This window comes from Pseudomonas sp. TE12234 (assembly GCF_054061835.1).
Genome location: NZ_JBSSEP010000001.1, coordinates 476,541 through 496,013 on the forward strand (window position 1 = coordinate 476,541; position 19,473 = coordinate 496,013).

The 19,473-nt window shown below is 61.4% G+C and carries 17 protein-coding genes; 13 read left to right on the top strand and 4 right to left on the bottom strand.

The features are described 5' to 3' along the window. Positions 1 to 61 precede the first annotated feature (61 nt). Positions 62 to 982 (top strand): SdiA-regulated domain-containing protein, encoded by a 921-nt coding sequence (locus tag ACVWYU_RS02245; RefSeq protein WP_247254418.1) that lies wholly within the window; start codon positions 62 to 64, stop codon positions 980 to 982. Positions 983 to 1,102: 120 nt separating this feature from the next. Here the strand turns inward: ACVWYU_RS02245 and rpiA are convergent, their stop codons facing one another. Next, entirely contained in the window at positions 1,103 to 1,777 is a 675-nt protein-coding gene (gene rpiA / locus ACVWYU_RS02250; RefSeq protein ID WP_090326285.1) for a ribose-5-phosphate isomerase RpiA, read from the bottom strand. Between the two features lie 310 nt (positions 1,778 to 2,087). Here rpiA and ilvA point away from each other — a divergent pair, with 310 nt between their 5' ends. Together ilvA and ACVWYU_RS02260 are read left to right on the top strand one after the other, a co-directional pair. Next, complete coding sequence (gene ilvA / locus ACVWYU_RS02255; protein WP_390957607.1) at positions 2,088 to 3,602, top strand: threonine ammonia-lyase, biosynthetic; 1,515 nt, start codon at positions 2,088 to 2,090, stop codon at positions 3,600 to 3,602. 39 nt (positions 3,603 to 3,641) lie between these two features. Next, a complete protein-coding gene (locus ACVWYU_RS02260; protein WP_457371808.1) occupies positions 3,642 to 4,067 on the top strand; it encodes a DUF2269 domain-containing protein in 426 nt (141 codons plus the stop codon). A 119-nt stretch (positions 4,068 to 4,186) separates the two neighbouring features. Here ACVWYU_RS02260 and ACVWYU_RS02265 read toward each other — a convergent pair whose 3' ends face one another. Next, positions 4,187 to 4,843 (bottom strand): histidinol-phosphatase, encoded by a 657-nt coding sequence (locus ACVWYU_RS02265; protein ID WP_090326278.1) that lies wholly within the window; start codon positions 4,841 to 4,843, stop codon positions 4,187 to 4,189. 143 nt (positions 4,844 to 4,986) lie between these two features. Here ACVWYU_RS02265 and ACVWYU_RS02270 point away from each other — a divergent pair, with 143 nt between their 5' ends. Together ACVWYU_RS02270 and ptsP are read left to right on the top strand one after the other, a co-directional pair. Further along, entirely contained in the window at positions 4,987 to 5,466 is a 480-nt protein-coding gene (locus ACVWYU_RS02270) for an RNA pyrophosphohydrolase (protein ID WP_007897732.1), read from the top strand. A 22-nt stretch (positions 5,467 to 5,488) separates the two neighbouring features. Next, entirely contained in the window at positions 5,489 to 7,768 is a 2,280-nt protein-coding gene (gene ptsP / locus ACVWYU_RS02275; RefSeq protein ID WP_090326277.1) for a phosphoenolpyruvate--protein phosphotransferase, read from the top strand. Positions 7,769 to 7,929: 161 nt separating this feature from the next. On the opposite strand, the gene ACVWYU_RS02280 is transcribed toward ptsP, so the two are convergent. Continuing rightward, positions 7,930 to 8,676 carry an NRDE family protein gene (locus ACVWYU_RS02280; protein ID WP_457371809.1) on the bottom strand — a complete coding sequence of 249 codons (747 nt, stop codon included), beginning with the start codon at positions 8,674 to 8,676 and terminating at the stop codon, positions 7,930 to 7,932. A gap of 132 nt (positions 8,677 to 8,808) precedes the next feature. On the opposite strand from ACVWYU_RS02280, the gene ACVWYU_RS02285 reads away from it, so the two are divergent. From ACVWYU_RS02285 to ACVWYU_RS02295, 3 genes are all read left to right on the top strand, one after another. After that, positions 8,809 to 9,591, top strand: a complete 783-nt coding sequence (locus ACVWYU_RS02285; protein WP_090326273.1) for a sulfite exporter TauE/SafE family protein — start codon at positions 8,809 to 8,811, stop codon at positions 9,589 to 9,591. Positions 9,592 to 9,674: 83 nt separating this feature from the next. Then, positions 9,675 to 10,487 carry a prolipoprotein diacylglyceryl transferase gene (lgt, locus tag ACVWYU_RS02290; protein WP_090326270.1) on the top strand — a complete coding sequence of 271 codons (813 nt, stop codon included), beginning with the start codon at positions 9,675 to 9,677 and terminating at the stop codon, positions 10,485 to 10,487. 48 nt (positions 10,488 to 10,535) lie between these two features. Then, positions 10,536 to 11,507 (top strand): thymidylate synthase, encoded by a 972-nt coding sequence (locus ACVWYU_RS02295; RefSeq protein WP_248914491.1) that lies wholly within the window; start codon positions 10,536 to 10,538, stop codon positions 11,505 to 11,507. Positions 11,508 to 11,640: 133 nt separating this feature from the next. On the opposite strand, the gene cadR is transcribed toward ACVWYU_RS02295, so the two are convergent. Further along, positions 11,641 to 12,090: a Cd(II)/Pb(II)-responsive transcriptional regulator gene (gene cadR / locus ACVWYU_RS02300; RefSeq protein WP_390957600.1), complete on the bottom strand. Its 450-nt coding sequence runs from the start codon at positions 12,088 to 12,090 to the stop codon at positions 11,641 to 11,643. Positions 12,091 to 12,175: 85 nt separating this feature from the next. Here cadR and ACVWYU_RS02305 point away from each other — a divergent pair, with 85 nt between their 5' ends. From ACVWYU_RS02305 to ACVWYU_RS02325, 5 genes are all read left to right on the top strand, one after another. Further along, a complete protein-coding gene (locus tag ACVWYU_RS02305; protein ID WP_457371810.1) occupies positions 12,176 to 14,467 on the top strand; it encodes a heavy metal translocating P-type ATPase in 2,292 nt (763 codons plus the stop codon). 16 nt (positions 14,468 to 14,483) lie between these two features. Further along, the gene (locus ACVWYU_RS02310) at positions 14,484 to 15,347 is read left to right on the top strand and encodes a LysR family transcriptional regulator (protein ID WP_390957596.1); all 864 of its coding nucleotides are present in this window, start codon (positions 14,484 to 14,486) and stop codon (positions 15,345 to 15,347) included. A gap of 218 nt (positions 15,348 to 15,565) precedes the next feature. Beyond that, the gene (locus ACVWYU_RS02315; RefSeq protein ID WP_090326194.1) at positions 15,566 to 16,642 is read left to right on the top strand and encodes a putative 2-aminoethylphosphonate ABC transporter ATP-binding protein; all 1,077 of its coding nucleotides are present in this window, start codon (positions 15,566 to 15,568) and stop codon (positions 16,640 to 16,642) included. Further along, positions 16,642 to 18,366, top strand: a complete 1,725-nt coding sequence (locus ACVWYU_RS02320; RefSeq protein ID WP_457371811.1) for a putative 2-aminoethylphosphonate ABC transporter permease subunit — start codon at positions 16,642 to 16,644, stop codon at positions 18,364 to 18,366. Before ACVWYU_RS02315 ends, ACVWYU_RS02320 begins: the two co-directional genes overlap by 1 nt. Positions 18,367 to 18,419: 53 nt before the next feature. Beyond that, positions 18,420 to 19,445 (top strand): putative 2-aminoethylphosphonate ABC transporter substrate-binding protein, encoded by a 1,026-nt coding sequence (locus ACVWYU_RS02325; protein WP_090326187.1) that lies wholly within the window; start codon positions 18,420 to 18,422, stop codon positions 19,443 to 19,445. Positions 19,446 to 19,473: the final 28 nt, after the last annotated feature.

Sequence of the window (19,473 nt, forward strand, 5' to 3'; positions counted from 1 at the left end):
AAGCTGCAATTCAGACAGGCGTGATATTTCATCCGCCTGTTTTGATTCCGAGCCTGTCCGAATGCGTCGATTTGCCCGCCCCAAGCCTCTGATACTGATCCTGTCGGCGATTGCGCTGATCGTTCTGGTCGCAATCGGCCAATACCTGCGCCTGTTCGAGCGCGCGTGGTTCAACCTGAATACGCTTTGGCAGCCGATGGATACCCAGTCCATTGGCCTGGACCAGTATCAAGTGGTCCTGGAAGGGCAAGTCATCAAGGGTCTGGACGCCGATGTTTCGGCGTTGACCTTCGATCCGGTGCGCAAAAGCCTGTTCACCGTCACCAACAAAAATGCCGAGTTGATCGAGCTGTCCCTGGACGGCAGGATTTTGCGTCGTGTGGCATTGATCGGTTTTGGTGATGCGGAAGCGGTGGAGTTCATCAGTGCCGACACCTACGTGATCGCCGACGAAAGCCAGCAGCGCCTGATCAAGATTCACCTGGAACAGGGCACTACCTTCCTCGATGCGGTGGACGCCGAACAGATGACGCTCGGCGTGCACGCGAGCGGCAACAAGGGCTTCGAGGGGCTGGCCTACGATTCGGTGGGCAAGCGTCTGTTTGTCGCCAAGGAGCGCGACCCGATGCTGATCTACGAAGTGCACGGGTTTCCGCACTTCAATCCGGAAAAATCCTACGCGGTGCACGTCATCAACAATCCCAAGCGTGACGCCGGTTTGTTCGTGCGGGATCTGTCGAGCCTGCAATATGACGAACGCAGCGGGCACTTGATGGCGCTGTCCGACGAGTCTCGGTTGGTTCTGGAGCTGGATGTGGACGGACGACCGCTGAGCACGATGTCGTTGAGCAAGGGGCGCCAGGGGTTGCAAAAGAACGTGCCGCAAGCGGAAGGGATCGCCATGGGTGACGACGGTACGATGTACCTGGTGAGTGAGCCGAACTTGTTCTATGTCTTCAAGAAGCCGCACCAGAGCGAGTAAACACCCCCAAACAACTGTGGCAGCGAGCCTGCTCGCGATTTCGGTCCATCATTCAACATCTGAGTCGACTGATCAGGCCTGATCGTGAGCAGGCTCGCTGCCACAGGTTTTGTGTCTGGCTTATTCGGCGCGCAGGGTCTTCACGCCTTCGCTGGTTCCCAGCAACAACAGGTCCGCCGGACGCGCCGCGAACAAACCGTTGGTGACTACGCCGACGATCGCGTTGATTTGCTTCTCCAGCTCCACCGGGTTGGTGATCTGCATGTTGTAGACGTCGAGGATGATGTTGCCGTTGTCGGTCAGCACGCCTTCACGGTAGACCGGGTCACCGCCGAGTTTCACCAGTTCGCGGGCCACGTGGCTGCGGGCCATCGGGATCACTTCCACCGGCAGCGGGAAGGTGCCCAGTACCGGCACCAGCTTGCTGGCGTCGGCGATGCAGATGAAGGTCTTGGCCACGGCCGCGACGATTTTTTCGCGGGTCAGGGCTGCGCCGCCGCCCTTGATCAGGTGCAGGTGCTCGTCGCTTTCATCGGCGCCGTCGACGTAGAACTCCAGATCGCTCACGGTATTGAGCTCGTACACGGGAATGCCGTGGCCCTTGAGGCGGGCGGCCGTGGCTTCGGAGCTGGCGACCGCGCCGTCGAATGCACCCTTGTGTTGGGCCAGGGCGTCGATGAAGCAGTTGGCGGTGGAACCGGTGCCGACCCCGACGATGCTCTTGTCATCGAGTTTCGGGAGGATGAAGTCGACGGCGGCCTGAGCCACTGCCTGTTTGAGTTGATCCTGGGTCATGCGGGCTCCGAGGTGCCGAAGAGGGGAACGAAAGGCCTGCATTATAGGCGTCGGGGCGGGGAAGGTCATTGCCCGATTGGCGGGTCATATGCACGCCCAATTACTGAGCGAGCTTGCTCGCGATGGTCGTGAACGATAACGCGTAAAACCAGATACCCCGTGGTGCCTTTGGTTTTTTCGCGAGCAAGCTCGCTCCTGCAGACAGTGATCTCTTTCGGGTGACTTAAAACCACCGGTTTAGTGTGGTCGCCTGCCCAAAAGCCGGGTTAGACTCCTTGGTCCTGCCCAACCCGCTCAGTGATGCTTTCCGATGCTTGAACAGTACGTCAAAAAGATCCTCACCTCGCGCGTTTATGACGTTGCCGTAGAAACCCCATTGCAGACTGCCCGTCAGCTCTCCGAGCGGCTGGGCAACAGTATTTTGCTCAAGCGCGAAGACTTGCAGCCGGTGTTCTCGTTCAAGATTCGCGGCGCTTACAACAAGCTGACCCAATTGAGCGACGAAGAGCGCGCGCGTGGCGTGGTCACCGCTTCGGCGGGCAACCATGCGCAAGGCCTGGCCCTGGCGGCCAAGGTGTTGGGCGTGAAGGCGACCATCGTAATGCCCAAGACCACTCCCGAGATCAAGGTCGAAGGCGTGCGCTCCCGTGGCGGCAAAGTGGTGCTGCACGGCGATTCGTTCCCGGAAGCCCTGGCCTACTCGCTGAAACTGGTCGACGAAAAAGGCTACGTCTACATCCACCCTTATGACGATCCCCACACCATTGCCGGGCAGGGCACGGTGGCCATGGAGATCCTGCGCCAGCATCCCGGGCGCCTGGACGCGATTTTCGTCCCGGTGGGCGGCGGCGGGCTGATCGCCGGTATCGCGGCGTACGTCAAATACCTGCGCCCTGAAATCAAGATCATCGGCGTCGAACCGGACGACTCCAACTGCCTGCAAGTCGCCATGGCGGCGGGTGAACGGGTTGTGCTGCCGACCGTGGGCATCTTTGCCGACGGTGTCGCGGTGGCCCAGATCGGCCAGCACACCTTTGATATCTGCAAAGACCATGTCGATGAAGTGATCACTGTCAGCACCGACGAAATCTGCGCCGCGATCAAGGATATCTACGACGATACCCGCTCGATCACCGAACCTGCCGGGGCCTTGGGCGTGGCGGGGATCAAGAAGTACGTCGAGCAGCGCGGCGTCACCGGGCACACCTTCGTGGCCATCGATTCCGGGGCCAACGTCAACTTCGACCGTTTGCGCCACGTGGCCGAGCGCGCCGAACTGGGTGAGGGTCGCGAAGCCATCATCGCCGTGACCATTCCCGAGAAACCGGGCAGCTTCAAGGCGTTCTGCGAAGCCATCGGCAAGCGCCAGATCACCGAATTCAACTACCGCTACAACACCGGCAGCGAGGCGCACATCTTCGTTGGCGTGCAGACGCACCCGGAAACCGACCCGCGCAGTGCGCTGATCGCCAGTCTCGGCGAGCAGGGCTTCCCGGTGATCGACCTGACGGACAACGAACTGGCCAAGTTGCACATCCGTCACATGGTAGGCGGCCGCGCGGCCCATGTGGTCGATGAAGTGATCCTGCGCTTCGAGTTCCCGGAGCGTCCGGGGGCGTTGTTCAACTTCCTCAACAAACTCGGCGGGCGCTGGAACATATCGATGTTCCACTACCGCAACCATGGTGCGGCGGATGGCCGTGTGGTTGCCGGCCTGCAGGTGCCTCACGATGAGCGTCACCTGGTGCCCGCAGCGCTTGAGGAAATCGGCTACCCGTACTGGGACGAAAGCGACAACCCGGCCTATCAGCTGTTTCTCGGCTGAACGGCTACGCTGATGGGCAAGCCATAAGGAACTCGAGCCATGGAAACGTTAACTGCCCTGAAAGCGGCGCACATGGTGGCAACGGTCGTGTTGCTGCTGTGTGCTTTGGGTCTGGGGATCTGGGTCTGGCGGACCCGGCGAAACGGTGACGCCACGGCGGGAAGTCGCACCTTGCAGAAGCCGCGGGTGTTTGTCTGGCTGTTGATGGGACTGGCGCTGCTGAGCATGCCGTTTACCGGCTGGGGGATGGTCCACTTGGTGGGCTGGCCATTGGGTCAGACCTGGCTGCTGGCATCGAGCGTGTTGTACGCCGTGGCAGCGCTGGCTTGGTTCTGGCTGCTGGTGCGCTTGAATCGGTTGCGCAAGGCACCGGGTGGTGTCGGCAAATTCAGCTTTGCCTTGGCGCTGTTCAGCTTTGTGTGTTTTATCGCGATTGCCGGTTTGATGGGCGCCAAACCGGTCTAACCCCGAAACCGCGCTGGCCCAATCGCTGGCAAGCCAGCTCCCACAGGGATCTTCAGTGAATACAGATTTTGTGAACACCAGAGACACTTGTGGGAGCTGGCTTGCCAGCGATGGCGATATCAGCCGCGCAGACTGATGACCGGCCAGCCACGCTTTTTGGCTTCAGCATGGAGGTTGGGGTCCGGGTCGACGGCCACCGGGTTCGCCACCTGCTCCAGCAACGCCAGGTCATTCATCGAGTCGCTATAGAAGTAGCTGTCTTCCAGCGAATGCCCGGTTTCTTCCAGCCATCGATTCAACCGTGTCACCTTGCCTTCACGGAAGCACGGCACGTCGGTGCTGCGCCCGGTGTAACGGCCGTCGACCATCTCGCATTCGGTAGCAATCAGGTGTTCGACACCCAGACGCACGGCAATCGGTCCGGTGACGAAGCGATTGGTGGCGGTGATGATCACCAGCTTGTCGCCGGCTTCCCGGTGTTTGGCCAGCAGATCAATCGCCTTGGGCAGTACGATCGGCTCGATGCAATCGCGCATGTAGTCGCTGTGCCATTGATCCAGGGTGGCCATTTCGGTGCGGCCGAGGACCTCGAGGCAGAAATTCAGGTAGGCGGCGTTATCCAGCTTGCCGGCCAGGTAGTCCTGATAGAACTCGTCGTTGCGTGCCTTGTAGGCCACGGCGTCGAGGAAGCCGCGTTCACAAAGGTAATCGCCCCAAGCGTGGTCGCTGTCACCGCCCAGAAGGGTGTTGTCCAAGTCGAATAAAGCCAGCCGCATTGCAGTTACTCGCTGAAAAGTCTGTAGAAAGGTGTCCAGAATACGGACTTTTCACAAGAGTGCACATAAGGTAGGCCCGCGCGTTGCTGCCTTCACAACCTTTGTGGAACAATGCGGCGACATGCGTTTGCGAGGTTGTTGCCGTGATCGACCCCGATGGTTTCCGTCCTAATGTCGGGATCATTCTCACGAATGATGCCGGACAGGTGCTATGGGCTCGCCGTATCAATCAAGATGCCTGGCAGTTTCCCCAAGGTGGAATCAACCCCCAGGAGACGCCGGAAGACGCCTTGTACCGCGAGTTGAACGAAGAAGTGGGCCTGGAGCGCGAAGATGTTGAAATTCTCGCCTGCACCCGGGGCTGGTTGCGCTATCGTTTGCCGCAACGTCTGGTCAGGACTCACAGCCAACCGCTGTGCATCGGCCAGAAGCAGAAATGGTTTCTCCTGCGCCTGATCTCCAACGAGCAGCGGGTGCGGATGGATTTGACCGGTAAACCGGAGTTCGATGGCTGGCGCTGGGTCAGCTATTGGTATCCGTTGGGCCAGGTGGTGACATTCAAGCGCGAGGTGTATCGACGCGCTCTCAAAGAGCTTGCCCCGCGCCTTTTAGCGCGCGACTGACGACGGAGTTCGACCCCGAGCCATGCTCAATACGCTGCGCAAGATCGTCCAGGAAGTTAACTCCGCCAAGGATCTCAAGGCGGCGTTGGGGATTATTGTGTTGCGCGTCAAAGAGGCCATGGGCAGCCAGGTCTGCTCGGTCTACCTGCTTGACCCCGAGACCAACCGTTTCGTGCTGATGGCCACCGAGGGCTTGAACAAGCGCTCGATCGGCAAGGTCAGCATGGCGCCCAATGAAGGTCTGGTCGGTCTGGTCGGCACGCGTGAAGAACCCCTGAACCTCGAAAATGCTGCGGATCACCCGCGCTACCGCTACTTTGCCGAAACCGGCGAAGAACGCTACGCCTCGTTCCTCGGGGCGCCGATCATCCACCACCGTCGCGTTGTCGGCGTGTTGGTCATTCAGCAAAAAGAACGTCGCCAGTTCGATGAAGGTGAAGAAGCCTTCCTCGTGACCATGAGCGCGCAGCTCGCCGGCGTCATCGCCCACGCCGAGGCCACCGGTTCGATCCGTGGCCTGGGCCGTCAGGGCAAGGGCATCCAGGAAGCCAAGTTCGTCGGCGTACCGGGTTCACCGGGCGCGGCGGTCGGTACGGCGGTGGTCATGCTGCCCCCGGCCGATCTGGACGTGGTGCCCGACAAGACCATCATCGACATCGACGCCGAGCTGGGGCTGTTCAAGACCGCCATCGAGGGTGTGCGCGCCGATATGCGCGCATTGTCCGCCAAGCTCGCCACGCAGCTGCGTCCCGAAGAGCGCGCCCTGTTCGACGTCTACCTGATGATGCTCGACGACGCGGCGCTCGGCAGTGAAGTGACCACCGTGATCAAGACCGGTCAGTGGGCCCAGGGCGCGTTGCGTCAGGTGGTGACCGATCACGTCAACCGTTTCGAATTGATGGACGACGCCTACCTGCGTGAGCGCGCTTCGGACGTCAAGGACCTGGGCCGGCGCTTGCTCGCCTACCTGCAGGAAGAGCGTCAGCAAACCCTGGTCTACCCCGACAACACCATTCTGGTCAGCGAAGAACTGACGCCGGCCATGCTCGGCGAGGTGCCGGAAGGCAAGCTGGCGGGGCTGGTCTCGGTACTCGGTTCGGGTAACTCCCACGTGGCGATCCTGGCGCGCGCCATGGGTATCCCGACGGTGATGGGCCTGGTCGACCTGCCGTATTCCAAGGTCGACGGCATCCAGATGATCGTCGACGGCTACCACGGCGAGGTCTACACCAACCCGAGCGACGTATTGCGCAAGCAGTTCGCCGACGTGGTCGAGGAAGAGAAACAGCTGGCGCTGGGCCTCGATGCCCTGCGCGATTTGCCGTGCGTGACCGTCGATGGCCACCGCATGCCGCTGTGGGTCAACACCGGCCTGCTGGCCGATGTGGCGCGAGCGCAGAAGCGCGGTGCCGAAGGCGTTGGCCTGTACCGCACCGAAGTGCCGTTCATGATCAACCAGCGCTTCCCCAGCGAAAAGGAACAACTGGCGATCTATCGCGAGCAACTCGCCGCGTTCCACCCGCAACCGGTGACCATGCGCAGCCTGGACATCGGCGGCGACAAGGCGCTGTCGTACTTCCCGATCAAGGAAGACAACCCGTTCCTCGGCTGGCGCGGCATTCGCGTGACCCTCGACCACCCGGAAATCTTCCTGGTGCAGACCCGCGCCATGCTCAAGGCCAGCGAAGGCCTGAACAATCTGCGAATCCTGCTGCCGATGATCTCCGGTACCCATGAGCTCGAAGAAGCCCTGCACCTGATTCATCGGGCCTGGGGCGAAGTGCGCGACGAAGGCACCGACGTGCCGATGCCGCCCATTGGCGTGATGATCGAGATTCCGGCGGCGGTGTACCAGACCAAGGAACTGGCGCGGCAGGTGGACTTCCTGTCAGTCGGCTCCAACGACCTGACCCAGTACCTGCTGGCCGTGGACCGTAACAACCCACGGGTGGCCGATCTCTACGATTACCTGCACCCGGCCGTGCTGCAAGCGCTGCAAAACGTGGTGCGCGATGCCCATGCCGAAGGCAAGCCGGTGAGCATCTGCGGTGAAATGGCCGGTGATCCGGCGGCGGCGGTTCTGTTGATGGCCATGGGTTTCGACAGCCTGTCGATGAACGCCACCAACTTGCCGAAAGTGAAGTGGATGCTGCGCCAGATCAACCTGAGCAAGGCCAAGGAGTTGTTGGCGGAGCTGATGACCATCGACAACCCGCAAGTGATCCACAGCTCGCTGCAACTGGCGCTGAAAAACCTCGGGTTGGCGCGGATGATCAATCCGGCTTCGGTCAAAACCCTCTGAGTCTGCACACCCCTGTGGCGAGGGAGCTTGCTCCCGTCCGGCTGCGAAGCAGTCGTAATTTGGGCCGATGCGGTCTTACTGAAAGAACGCATCGGCGGGGTCGGGAGCGCTTCGCGCTCCAGCGGGAGCAAGCTCCCTCGCCACAGTTTATCGCCCGACCTTCAAGTCATGACTTCAACTTCCCCCAAATGCCCGCCATAGGGCCCGAAACTCCTTTCGACCAAATGCCGCGAGCCGTCCGCGTGCACAATCAACGCCGTACTCGCCCGGGTGCCGTAACTCTGGCTGGCAATGAACACGCTCGACAGCAATGTCTCGGTGGCCAGTCCCACGCCGGTATCCGGCAGCTCGGCGAATGGCGCGGTCTGCGGATCGCTCAGCAAGGTCAGTAGTGTGTCAGGTCGTGGATCATCCATTGCCGCGCTCAATGCAGCCTTGGCCTTGAGCAGCTTCGGCCACGGCGTATCCAGCCCGGCATTCGACACCCCGTAGACGCCCGGTTGCAGCATGACGGCTTCCGATTCCCGGGCATTGAAGTGCCACAGCTCATGCAGGTTGCCCACCAGCAGGTTAAAACCGCCGTATTCCGGCGAACGTGCGACAACGTCGTCTAAATAGTCGTCAATCGGCAGTTCGCCAGCGAGAAAGCGCGCCACCAGTTCACCACGGGACCGGCGGCCGGGCGGTCGATGCGGATCGCGGATATTGGTCAGCGCGGCAAAGCGACCATTGGCGCCAATGCCGAGCCAGGTTCCACCCGCCTCCAGGTCGCGGCCGGCATGAACCTGCGGTGCTTCAGGCCATTGCGCCAGCGGCAGGCTGGGGCGGGCGTAGAACTCGTCGCGGTTGGCCGCCACGATCAATGGCTGGGCATGACCCGGGCGCCAGGCGAAAACAATCAGGCACATAAGGTTGTCCTTGTGTGTTTTTTGCTCACTCTACGCAGTCATTGCGCGGGTATCCATCGCCATCCAGTGGAGCCGAGGGCCATGCATCCGTTACCATGCCGCTCCGGTTTTGGGGTTGGGTGGTGTAGCACCATGGAATTTCTGCTCTATCTGGCGCTCGGCGCCTGTGCCGGCGTGCTGGCCGGGCTGTTTGGCGTGGGCGGCGGGATCATTATCGTCCCAGTGCTGGTGTTCAGCTTCAAGGCGCAAGGGTTTGATCCGTCGATCCTCACGCACCTGGCCGTCGGCACGTCCCTGGCGACCATCATTTTTACTTCGGTCAATGCCATTCGCGAGCATCACCGGCGTGGCGCCGTGCGCTGGCCGATTTTCGTCTGGCTGACCGTTGGCATTCTGATCGGCGCCGGTTTCGGCGCAGTGACGGCTGAGGCGATTTCCGGGCCAAACCTGCAAAAGATCATTGGTGTGTTCGCCCTGGTCATTGCCGCGCAATTGGCGCTGAACCTCAAACCCAAGGCCAGTCGAACGGTGCCGGGTAAATTCGGTCTGACCGTGGCCGGCAGCGTTATTGGTTGGGCGTCGGCGATTTTCGGGATTGGCGGCGGTTCGCTGACCGTGCCGTTCCTGACCTGGCGCAGTGTGCCGATGCAGCAAGCAGTGGCCACGTCATCGGCCTGCGGCTTGCCGATTGCGTTGTCCAGTGCATTATTTTTCATGATTCTGGGCTGGCACGATCCCTTGCTGCCGGCCCATAGTCTCGGTTTTGTTTACTTGCCGGCGCTGCTGGGCATTGCCCTGACCAGCATGTTCTTCGCCCGCATCGGCGCACGTTTGGCCCACAAGCTGTCGCCGAAGTTGCTGAAAAGACTGTTTGCCGCTTTGCTGTTCTGCGTCGGCCTGAACTTCTTGCTCTGACACAGGGCGCAATCCTGGCTTAATCCTGAGGTGGCAGCGTCGCCCGGGAATTTTTGAGATTTGAACTCTAACGAGGAGTCGCAATGCTGCCTTACCCGCAGATCGACCCGGTGGCCGTGGCCATCGGTCCGCTGAAAATCCACTGGTACGGTCTGATGTACCTGATCGGCATCGGCGGCGCCTGGCTGCTGGCGTCGCGCCGGTTGAACCGCTTCGACCCGACCTGGACCAAGGAAAAACTCTCCGACATGGTGTTCTGGATGTCGATGGGGGTGATCGTCGGCGGCCGCCTCGGCTACGTATTGTTCTACGATCTGAGTGCGTACCTGGCCAACCCGACGCTGATTTTCGAAGTGTGGAAGGGCGGCATGTCATTCCACGGCGGCTTCATCGGAGTGATGCTGGCGGCCTTGTGGTTCGGTAAAAAGAACAACAAGTCGTTCTTCCAGCTGATGGACTTCGTCGCCCCCATGGTGCCGATCGGCCTTGGCGCCGGACGCATCGGCAACTTCATCAACGCCGAGCTGTGGGGCAAGCCGACCGACGTGCCGTGGGCCATGATCTTCCCGCCGTTCAGCGATCCGGCGCAGTTGCCGCGTCACCCGTCGCAGCTGTATCAGTTCGCCCTCGAAGGCGTGGCGCTGTTCCTGATCCTGTGGCTGTTCTCGCGCAAACCGCGGCCGACCATGGCGGTCTCCGGGATGTTCGCGCTGTTCTACGGCATCTTCCGTTTCATCGTCGAATTCGTCCGCGTGCCGGACGCACAACTGGGCTATCTGGCCTGGAACTGGCTGACCATGGGTCAGTTGCTGTGCGTGCCGATGATCGTTGGCGGGCTGTTCCTGATCTGGCTGGCGTATCACCGCGCCCCGGCGACTCCAGCAGCAGCGGCATAAATTCGAACCCCGCAGCGACGGCTGCGGGTTCAAGGACACAGGTAACTCATGAAGCAATATCTCGAACTGGTCGCCCACGTCATCAAGAACGGCACCAAACAGGCCAACCGTACGGGCGTGAACACCATCAGCTTCCCTGGTGCGATGCTGCGTTATGACCTGAAGGAAGGTTTCCCGGCGATCACCACGCGCAAGATGGCCTTCAAATCCGCCATCGGCGAGATGTGTGGCTTTCTGCGGGGCGTGAACAACGCAGCAGAATTCCGCGCCCTGGGCTGCAAGGTCTGGGACCAGAACGCCAACGAAAACGCTCAGTGGCTGGCCAACCCGTTCCGTCAGGGCGAAGACGACCTGGGCGAGATCTACGGCGTGCAATGGCGCAAATGGCCAGCGTACAAGCAGATCCCGGTCAGCAACCAGGCCGCCATCGAGCAGACCCTGAAGCAAGGCTACCGTCAGATCGCCGAAGGCGAAGAAGGCGGCCAGGCCTACGTGGTGCTGTACAAGGCCATCGACCAGGTTCGCCAATGCGTCGACACCATCATCAAGGACCCGGGCAGCCGCCGCATTCTGTTCCACGGCTGGAACGTCGCCCAGCTCGATGAAATGGCCCTGCCGCCGTGCCATCTGCTGTACCAGTTCCACCCGAATGTCGAGACCAAGGAGATTTCCCTGACCCTCTACATCCGCTCCAACGACCTGGGCCTGGGCACGCCGTTCAACCTCACCGAAGGCGCCGCGCTGCTGAGCCTGATCGGTCGCCTGACCGGCTACACGCCGCGTTGGTTCACCTATTTCATCGGTGACGCCCACGTCTACGAAAACCACCTGGACATGCTCAACGAGCAGCTCAAGCGCGAGCCGTTCCCGATGCCGAAACTGGTGATCAGTGATCGTGTGCCGGAATTTGCCAGGACGGGTGTGTACCAGCCGGAATGGCTGGAACTGGTCGAACCGAGCGATTTCTCGCTGGAAGGCTACGAGCACCATCCGCCGATGACGGCGCCAATGGCGGTCTGAAGCCTAACGCTACCCCCTGTAGGAGCGAGCCTGCTCGCGATGGACGTGAACGATGACGCGAATTGTCTGAAAGAATGCGTCGTCATTGAGTCCATCGTGAGCAGGCTCGCTCCTACAAGGGTAAGTGGTGTTTTCAGTGGCCGTGGCTACGGCCCACATGTGAATGCTCAACTTCCGTCGCCACCACCCCGCCACTCACTTCCAGCCGCTGCAAAATCCCGCATTGATCGATGTCCGGCCCTTCGCCACAGCGTTGGCGCAGGTCGAGCAGTTGTGCCTGTAGCGCGAGCAGCCCGTCGATCCGCGCCTTGACGTGGTGGATGTGTTCGTCGATCAACGCATTCACGCTTTCGCACTGATCCTGCGGACTGTCGCGCAACGTCAGCAGGCTGCGGATTTCTTCGAGGGTCATGTCGAGGGTGCGGCAGTTGCGGATGAAGGTCAGGCGCTCGGCGTGGGCCTGGGTGTAGACGCGGTAGTTGCCGTCGCTGCGGGCCGGTTCCGGCAGCAGGTTTTCGCGCTCGTAGTAGCGGATGGTTTCCACGGCGCAGTCAGTGAGTTTCGCCAACTCTCCAATCTTCATGACGGCAATCTCCAAATGGGGGCTTGACCCTATAGTGGCTACAGGGTCTTTACTTGGCAACAGGCACCTTCATGGACGCGACCCAATGAGCGATTCCCTTCACACCCATAAACCCGAGGCTGATCACGATCACGATCACGATCACGATCACGATCACGATCACAGCCACAAGCTGCAGCCTGTGCAGAAGCATGAACATGGCGGTCACGGCGATTCCTGCTGTTCCGCCAAAGTGGCGGCGCCGTCGCTGGTCAAAGTGAGCGAAACGCCAACCGCTGGCGCGCGGCTGAGCAGCTTCCGCATCGAAGCGATGGACTGCCCGACCGAGCAAACACTGATTCAGAACAAACTCGGCAAGCTGGCGGGTGTGCAGCAGCTGGAATTCAACCTGATCAACCGGGTGCTGGGCGTGACCCACGACCTGCCAGGCACCGCACCGATCATCGAAGCCATCAAGTCCCTTGGCATGCAGGCCGAGCCGCTGGAGCAGGGCGTTGAAGCGCCAGCTCCGGCCGTCGAGAAAAAGCCCTGGTGGCCCTTGGCGCTGTCTGGCGTCGGTGCATTGCTGGCCGAAGTCATTCATTTCACCGGCGCTGCGCCGAACTGGGTGGTCGCGATCATTGCGCTCGTGTCGATCCTCAGCGGCGGGTTGGGTACTTATAAAAAGGGCTGGATCGCCCTGAAGAATCTCAACCTGAACATCAACGCACTGATGAGCATTGCAGTGACCGGTGCGATCCTGATCGGACAGTGGCCGGAAGCGGCCATGGTGATGTTCCTGTTCACCGTGGCCGAGTTGATCGAAGCCAAATCCCTTGACCGTGCGCGCAACGCCATCGGCGGCTTGATGCAGATGGCCCCGGAGCGGGCCACGGTGCAGCAAGCCGACGGTGTTTGGGTTGAACAGGACGTCAAAACCATCGAACTCGGCGCCCGCGTACGTGTACGTCCCGGCGAGCGCATCGGCCTGGACGGCGAGGTGCTGTCCGGCACTTCGACCATCGATCAGGCGCCGATCACCGGCGAAAGCCTGCCGGTGGAGAAAACCGTCGGCGATAAAGTGTTCGCCGGCACCATCAACCAGGCCGGTTCGCTGGAATACGCCGTGACGGCCGCAGCGAACCACTCGACCCTGGCACGGATCATCCACGCCGTCGAACAGGCCCAGGGCGCGCGGGCGCCGACCCAACGATTCGTTGACCGGTTTTCGAAAATCTACACCCCGGCCGTGTTCATCCTGGCCTTGGCGGTGGCGGTCATCCCGCCGTTGTTCATGGGCGCGCTGTGGTTCGACTGGATCTACCGCGCACTGGTATTGCTGGTGGTGGCCTGCCCCTGCGCGCTGGTGATTTCCACACCTGTGACCATCGTCAGCGGCCTCGCTGCGGCGGCGCGCAAAGGCATTCTGGTGAAGGGTGGCGTTTATCTGGAAGGTGGTCACAAGCTGGATTACCTGGCCCTGGACAAGACCGGCACCATCACCCATGGCAAACCGGTGCAGACCGATTACCTGGCGCTCGATCCGGTTGCTGCAACGTTGGCCCCGGCCCTTGCCGCGGCGCTGGCCGGTCGCTCGGACCACCCGGTGTCCCTGGCCATTGCCAATGCAGCTGTGGATAAACAGCTTGCGCCGCTGACTGTGGATAACTTCGAGGCTCTGGCCGGGCGCGGGGTGCGCGGGGAGGTGGGCGGACAGGTCTATTACCTGGGCAACCACCGCCTGGTGGAAGAGCTGAATCTTTGCTCGCCTGAATTGGAAGAGAAGCTGTTCGCGCTGGAAAAACAGGGTAAATCCGTGGTGCTGTTACTCGATCAGACCGGCCCATTGGCGCTGTTTGCAGTGGCCGACACGGTAAAGGACTCCAGCCGTGAAGCGATCCGACAATTGCACGATCTGGGTATCAAAACCCTGATGCTGACCGGCGATAACGTTCACACCGCGCAGGCGATCGCGGCGCAGGTCGGTATCGATCAGGCCCGGGGTGACCTGCTGCCGACCGACAAACTGCAAGCCATCGAAGCGCTTTATGCACAGGGCCATCGTGTGGCAATGGTCGGCGACGGCATCAACGATGCGCCGGCACTGGCCAGGGCGGAAATCGGTTTCGCCATGGCCGCCGCGGGCACCGATACCGCCATCGAGACCGCCGATGTTGCCCTGATGGACGACGATCTGCGCAAAATCCCGGCATTCATTCGCCTGTCGCGGCAAACCTCCAGCATCCTCAAACAGAACATCGCGTTGGCATTGGTCATCAAAGCGGTCTTTCTTGGGGTAACCTTCGCCGGGCTCGCTACCATGTGGATGGCGGTGTTCGCCGACATGGGCGTGAGCCTGTTGGTGGTGTTCAACGGTTTGCGCCTGTTGCGCAAGTAGAAGAAGAGGGACGGGTGTGCTGAGTGCCGAGCTTAAGGCTTTTTACATGGTGGCCCGCCTGGGCAGCATTACCCTGGCGGCAAAAAAGCTCGGCCTGAGCCAACCGACGGTGACGACGCAGATTCGCAACCTCGAGAGTCAGTATTCGGTGGAGCTGTTCTACCGTGGCGGCCGCCGCCTCAGTGTCAGCGATGAAGGCGCGAAGCTGTTGCCGATGGTCAAGGTACTGATGCAGCAGGAAGCCGACATCGAGTTTTTCCTGCGCAACTGCGGCCAGGTCCAGGGCACATTACGCATCGCAGCCACGGCGCCGTATTACATCCTCGATCTGGTGAAGACCTTTCGTGAGCGCTTGCCCCAGGTGGAAGTGTCGGTGGAAATCGGCAACTCACAACAGGTTCTCGAAGCGCTTGAGGAGTATCGGGTCGATGTCGCGGCATCCTCGCAGTTGCTGGAAGACGCTCGGTTGATCCGCCGGGTGCTCGGCAGCGATCCATTGGTGCTGGCGGTGCATCGCAATCACCCGCTGGCAGTTCACGATCATGTGCCGCTCAGTGCACTGGCGGGGCATACCTTGCTGATGCGTGAACCGGGCTCGACCACCCGTCGGCTGACTGAAGAGCTGCTGGCTGGCGCAGGCGTGTGCTTTGGGCCGTTGCTGGAGATTGGCAGTCGTGAGTCGATCCGTGAGGCGGTGCTGCGCAACATCGGCATCAGCATCATCGCCCGCCAGGAGGTCCCTCATGATCCGCAATTGCGGGTGCTGACCATCGAGAACGCGCCGCAGATCCCCGAGTATCTGTATTGCCTCAAGGAGCGGAAAAACGCCCGGTTGCCGGCGGCATTTTTGGGCGTGGCGCAGGAAATGGCGCCGGCCTGAAATCTCTATTGCTTGTCCCGGCCTCATCGCCGGCAAGCCCGCTCCCACAGTTGACCACAATCCCCTGAGCGAGCTTGCTCGTGATGGCGGCCGATGGAACAACGCAAGACTTGAACCAAAATCCTCGAATACCACTATCGGCAGTTTTTGCCCTACTGCCACATGACGGACTCATTACAACTCTAGGATGGCTCTCATCTGCCAGATGAGGTCCGTCCATGAACAACCCGATCGCAACTGCCCTGACCAACCCGGGCGCACCCATGAAAGTGCGTGGCGTCCAGAAACGCTTTGGCGCCTTCACTGCGCTGGATAACGTTTCCCTGGACGTGGCGGCCGGTGAGCTGGTGTGTCTGCTCGGCCCGTCGGGCTGTGGCAAAACCACCTTGCTGCGCTGCATCGCCGGGCTGGAAAAGCAGGACAGCGGCGAGTTGTACCTCGGTGACCGCGACGTCTCCCACCTGGCACCCCAGGCCCGTGACTACGGCATTCTGTTTCAGTCCTACGCGCTGTTTCCCAACCTGACAGTCGAAGCGAACATTGCCTACGGCCTTGCCGGCAGTGGCCGCGATGAAATGCGCCGCCGGGTCGGTCAGATGCTGGAACTGGTCGGCCTGACTGGCAGTGAGAAAAAGTACCCAGGCCAGTTGTCCGGTGGTCAGCAGCAACGGGTTGCCCTGGCTCGTGCCCTGGCTCCGGCGCCTTCGCTGTTGCTGCTGGATGAGCCGATGTCGGCACTGGACGCCCGGGTCCGCGAGCATCTGTGCACGGAGCTGCGCCAGCTGCAACGCAACCTCGGCATCACCACCCTGATGGTCACCCACAATCAGGACGAGGCCATGCTGATGGCCGACCGCATTGCCGTGATGAACAATGGCAAGGTCGAGCAATACGCCACGCCACAGGAAATCTACAACCGCCCGGCCACGCCATTCGTGGCGGAGTTCGTCGGTCAGGGTAACTGGTTGCCATTCCATCGCAGCAGCGACAGTCACGCCCAGGTCGGTGGCATGAACATGCGCCTGGCCGACGGCAGTGCCAAAAGCGCTTCGGGGCGGCTGTTCTGTCGCCCCGAAGCGATCAACGTCAACCCGCCGGTGCATGAAGAAAACCTGTTCCCGGCCAAGGTTCGCGAAATCACCTTCCTCGGTAATCGCTGCCGCATGAGCTTCGAACTCGATCAGTTGCCGGGGCACGCGCTGCTGGCCGAACTGGCGCCGGAAGCCATGCCGCGTCTGGGTTCGCAGCAAATCATGGTCGCCTTGCCGCCGCGCAGCCTGCAGGTGTTTGCCTGATGGGCGCCAATATCGCGCTGCCGCTGCCACACAAGCAGGTGCGGCAGACCTCCCGTGCCGAGATCGGCGATCGGTTGTTCGTGGTCGGCGGCAAGGTCCTTCTGCTGGTGTTGCTGGGCGTCGCGGTGTTGATGCCGTTGTTGGCGATTTTCTGGCGCGGGTTCAGTTCTGAAGCCGGGCAGGGCGGTGGCTGGATCGCCGCCAGGGAACTGGTGACCAGCGACAATTTCCACTGGTTGCTGGGCAATAGCCTGAAAGTTTCTCTCAGTGTCGCGGCCATCGTCGTACCGCTGGCCTACCTGTTTGCCTACGCCTTGCAGCGTACCTTGATCCCGGCCAAAGGCATCTGGCGCGGCATTTCCCTGCTGCCCTTGATGGCGCCATCGATGCTGCCGGGGATCGCGCTGGTTTACCTGTTCGGCAACCAGGGCCTGTTGCGTGGCCTGCTCTCGGACAACATCTATGGCTTCTGGGGCATCGTGCTGGGTGAGGTGATCTACACCTTCCCACACGCCCTGATGATTCTGCTGTCGGCCTTGTCCCTGGCGGATGCGCGGCTGTTCGATGCCGCCTCCAGCATGGGTGCCAGTCCGGCGAAAGCCTTTCGCAGCATCACCTGGCCGGCGACGCGTCAGGCGGTGTTCGCCGCGTTCTGCCTGGTGTTCACCCTGACCATCACCGACTTCGGTGTGCCCGTGGTGGTCGGTGGCGACTATCAAGTGCTGGCGCTGGAAGCCTACAAGGCCGTCGTCGGCCAGCAACAGTTCGGACGCGGCGCCTTGATCGGCATGGTGTTGCTGCTGCCAGCGCTGTTCAGCTTCGGTGTCGATGCCTGGTTGCGCCGTCGTCACGGCGACGCCATGAGCGGGCGGGCCCAGGTGTTCAAGCCGGCGTCATCGAAGCGGCGCGACGGTTGCTACCTGGCCATCGTCCTGCTGATCAGCGTCGCGCTGTTGCTGGTGTTCGGCATGGCGGTGTTCTCCTCGCTGGTGAAGTTCTGGCCGTACAACCTGTCGCTGTCGCTCAATCACTACCAGTTCAACGAAACCGCCGGCGGTGGCTGGCTGGCCTACGGCAACAGCCTGAAGATGGCCCTGGGCACAGCGTTGATCGGCAGCCTGCTGATCTTCACCGGTGCCTACCTGATGGAAAAAACCAAGGGACAGCGCGGCCTGAACCTGACCCTGCGCATGCTCAGTTTCGTGCCGATGGCCGTGCCGGGCCTGGTGCTGGGGTTGGGGTACGTCTTCTTCTTCAACCTCACCGGCAACCCGCTGCATGTGCTCTACGGGACCATGACCCTGCTGATCGTGTGCACCATCGCGCACTACCTGACCACCGCGCAAATGACCGCCACCACCGCGTTGCGCCAACTCGACGCCGAGTTCGAAGCCGCCGCGCTGTCGCTCAAGGCGCCGCTGTACCGGCACTACCTGCGCGTGACCATGCCGATCTGCCTGCCGGCGCTGCTGGACATCGTGCGCTACTTGTTCGTCTCGGCTATGACCACCGTTTCGGCGGCGATCTTCCTCTACAGCCCCGACACCATCCTCGCGGCGGTGGCGGTGCTGAACATGGACGACGCCGGCAATGTCGGCGGCGCGGCGGCCATGTCGACCCTGATTCTGTTCACCTCGGCGGGCGTGTCCCTGCTGCTGGCCTGGGCTTCGCGCGGCTTGCTGCGCCGTTCCCAGGCCTGGCGGCAGACCGCGCCTGGTCACTGAATCCTTCTCCTCAAACCGAAAGCACCCACTCAACTCAACAACAGGAAAAGATCATGTTCAAGCCTATGGCCCTGGCCGCTGCTGTCCTCACCGCTTTCAGCCTGAACGCCTATGCGGCGAAAACCGAGTTGACGGTGTACACCGCCCTCGAAGCCGAACAGCTGACGGCCTACAAGGCCGCGTTCGAAAAGACCAACCCGGACGTTGAAATCAAGTGGGTGCGTGATTCCACCGGCATCATCACCGCCAAACTGCTGGCCGAAAAAGCCCGCCCACAAGCTGACGCGGTCTGGGGGCTGGCTGCTTCGAGCCTGGCGATCCTCGACCAGCAAGGCATGTTGCAAAGCTACGCGCCAAAGGACCTGGGCAAGATCGGCGGCAACTACCGCGACGCCGCCAACCCGCCAGCCTGGGTCGGCATGGACGTCTGGGCCGCGACCATTTGCTTCAACACCGTCGAAGCCGAGAAGCAGGGCCTGAGCAAGCCAGTAAGCTGGCAGGACCTGACCAAGCCTGAGTACAAAGGCAAGATCGTCATGCCGAACCCGGCTTCGTCCGGCACTGGTTTCCTCGACGTCAGCGCCTGGCTGCAGACCTTCGGCGAGAAGCAGGGCTGGGCTTACATGGACGCCCTGCACCAGAACATCGGTCAGTACGTCCACTCCGGTTCCAAGCCTTGCAAACTGGCGGCAGCCGGTGAATTCCCGATCGGTATTTCCTTTGAATACCCGGCCGTACAGCTCAAGCGCCAGGGCGCGCCGCTGGACATCATCCTGCCGAAAGAAGGCCTGGGCTGGGAAATCGAAGCCACCGCCGTGATCAAGGGCACGCCACACGAAGACGCGGCGAAGAAACTCGCGGACTTCTCGGCTAGCCCAGAGGCCATGGAACTCTACAAAGAGAACTTCGCCGTCCTCGCACAACCTGGCATCGCCAAGCCGCAGACTGAACTGCCAGCGGATTACGAGCAGCGCCTGATCAAGAACGACTTTGCCTGGGCTTCGAAGAACCGCGACGAGATCCTGACCGAATGGCGCAAGCGCTATGACGGCAAGTCCGAGAAAGTTGTAGCCAAGTAATTTTCATCGGCTGACAGGGCCTCTTCGC